This is a genomic window from Microcystis sp. M49636_WE2, from assembly GCF_030065375.1.
GTDB classification, from domain to species: Bacteria; Cyanobacteriota; Cyanobacteriia; order Cyanobacteriales; family Microcystaceae; genus Microcystis; species Microcystis aeruginosa_C.
Genome location: NZ_JASJFG010001001.1, coordinates 1 through 2,704, shown reverse-complemented (window position 1 = coordinate 2,704; position 2,704 = coordinate 1). Strand labels below are relative to the sequence as shown.

Annotated in this window: 2 protein-coding genes and 1 pseudogene; 1 reads left to right on the top strand and 2 read right to left on the bottom strand. The window is 42.6% G+C overall.

Annotation, left to right across the window (positions count from 1 at the left end):
* A pseudogene (locus PX484_RS22965) lies at positions 1-134 on the bottom strand (thiamine phosphate synthase); the annotation flags it as partial.
* A 280-nt stretch (positions 135-414) separates the two neighbouring features.
* Positions 415-1,026 (bottom strand): IS607 family transposase, encoded by a 612-nt coding sequence (locus tag PX484_RS22960; RefSeq protein WP_002801613.1) that lies wholly within the window; start codon positions 1,024-1,026, stop codon positions 415-417.
* Between the two features lie 706 nt (positions 1,027-1,732).
* On the opposite strand from PX484_RS22960, the gene PX484_RS22955 reads away from it, so the two are divergent.
* Complete coding sequence (locus tag PX484_RS22955) at positions 1,733-2,446, top strand: PEP-CTERM sorting domain-containing protein (protein WP_287767098.1); 714 nt, start codon at positions 1,733-1,735, stop codon at positions 2,444-2,446.
* Positions 2,447-2,704 lie beyond the last annotated feature (258 nt).

Here is a 2,704-nt window from a genome sequence, read left to right as displayed (position 1 = left end):
TCTTTACATTCTTGGGCTAAATCGGGATTATCTAAGCCAAAACGACACCATTCTTCGATAATTCGCAGTCCTTCTCTGGCGCGGTCAAGGTTAGCATCGAGAATCCGTTTAATCGCCGTGGTTTCTAGTTTCATTTGCCGTCAATGTGGAGTTATTATAGCCGTTAGCCAATTTGATCCCCCTCAATCCAGCTTGGAAAACGGAACTTTCCTGGTTTTCCCCCCTTTTTTAAGGGAGGCAAGGGGTAGGGTTGATTCATGAATCAACCCTACCTTGAATCAACCCTAGGGCAAGGGGGGATCATATTGTCTTTATCATCTAAAATATTACTATTTTTGGCCGTTGTTCGGGGAACAGTAGAGGCGGCATCAGACAACTAAAAAGAGGGATGAGAAACCCACGGCAAGGGTAATTTTAACCCACACGGATATTCTTAAGCGCCCCTAGGTGTTCTAGTAATTGCTGATGAGCCTGGTCATGTATTGGGTAGAGACTATTGTAACAGATGGTGACGAGGGATTGGATATCCTCGACTAAATCCTCAGCTGCAATGGATTTCTGGGGTTGATTGAGGAGAATAACTTGGATTTTGAAGATACCGCACAAACCCAAAATAAAATCATGACAAAAGCGACTCACACTTTCCGCATGGGTTAAAACTAGAGATTTCACCTCACCGTGACAAATCATCTTCACTAGACGCATAAAATTAGGGTGATTGTGGCTGACTCCGTCGCCGATATCGGTGAGAATTTCAAAGGGTTGACCCTGCTGACTACAAAAGTCTTCTAACGCTTTTATTTGGGTGTCTAATTGTGGTTTTTGTTCAGGTCGATTAACACGAGCATAGCCAACAATAAATCTGGTTTCTTGGCCAGATTGTAAGAGATCTCCCGGTCGAAATCGGCGATGACCGCCACGGGTACGAATTGAGGTAATTTTCCCCTGTTGTTCCCAGCGCCGGAGGGTTTTAATGCTAACTCCGAGTAAATCCGAGGCTTCTCGAATAGTGATGAGAGTATTCATAGTATAGAACTCGGTTTTAATTAAAGAAATTTATCGAGGCAAGGTTGTCCAACGTTAGACAGTCGGTTGTCCAATTTTATATTGGTATCACCCTACAATGGTGAGTCTAGATGATTTATAAAAATTAGTCATACCCCTTTAGATAGAGATGAGTAGGTAGGCGTTAAAAATTATCAGACACCCCCCTTATCAAGGCTATCTTGCCCGGTCCATCGAAGGCTCTCCCCCTACTTAGAGTGATCAGCAAACCTGAGCGATAGTAACGGATTTTGTCCACAATGTAGGGGCGAACTGTGTTCGCCCAAAAGGTACATTATCAAAGCGCAAGTCCCTTAATTCTTATGCAATTCCAGTTTTAACGATCAAAACTGTTAAGTTTTATCCATTGTTCCTCTCTTGATAAAGTTTTGTAACAATTTGAGAGATTTTTTTTTAAGTAGAGCCTGTTTATTTGTCCAACTTTCACAAAAAAGCCTAAGTATATTTGTCTATTTTTTGGGACAATTGTGTTTAATAAAAACTGCCATAAGTTGGACGAAAATATATAAATATTGTCAAAAAAGTCTTCTAAAAATTTTGTTTTTTTGGGTAGATTTTTAGTTATATTTTTGTCAAGACAAGCAAAAAAAAACAACGAGCCTAATACTCGTCTAAATTTTTTTGATGTCTATAGTAACCATAAATGACACTCGATAATTTAGTCATCATGACAATCAACAAATTAGCCACAATCCTCTGGGGTGTAGCTACCCTCGGCATCGCCACCGCTATGGCTACCCCCGCTCAAGCTAGTTCTTTTACCGTTCCACTTGTAGGTGGCAATGGTTTTGTCAATGCTACTATTACTTCTGGCGGACTCTCGATCGGCGCAACGGTATATGATTCTGTTAAGCTTGGCGACCAATTGTTCTCCGATTTCAGTTTCGGTGGCGATGTTGGTGCAGGCGATAAACTGAGATTCGTTCTCAATCAAGATGTTTGGACTGTAAATTTTCGTGAAGAAACTAGCTTGGGTGTTGCCAATGGTACATTGGAATACAAAGTCAAGATTGTCGCTATTTCAACCCCCCCCCTAGTTTTCGATACGATTATATTCGATACAGATATATCTGGACTGGGTGGAAGCACAAATTATCTCGCTACCAAGAAGGTTTTCACACTAGGTGGTACTCCGCTTATCACCCTAACTTCCACAAACGGCTCTGACGCCTTTGGCAGTATTCTGTCTTTCAATGCTAGTCCCATCAAAGTGATCGATACCTTCACAAGTCTTCACAGTAACTCTCTATTACAATCTTCCACTAACAGCTTCACTCAAGACCTAGACCCCCCTAGTTCTATCCCCGAACCTGGTACTATCCTCGGACTTCTGGGAGTGGGTGGTTTAGGAATGGTTTCCCGCTTCAAGAAACAAAAATAACAGTTACCAATGTCTTGCACACATTGATAACTGTGACGTTGAACAAGAACAGCTAAAGGTTAGCTCCCCGTCTGGGTTTCTAGCTTTTAGCTTTCCCTGTAAGTATTGATTCTAAGTAGGTAGGCGTTAAAAGTTGTCAGACACCCCCCTTATCAAGGGGGGACTAAGGGGGGATCGACACCCCCCTTATCAAGGGGGGACTAAGGGGGGATCGACACCCCCCTTATCAAGGGGGGACTAAGGGGGGATCGACACCCC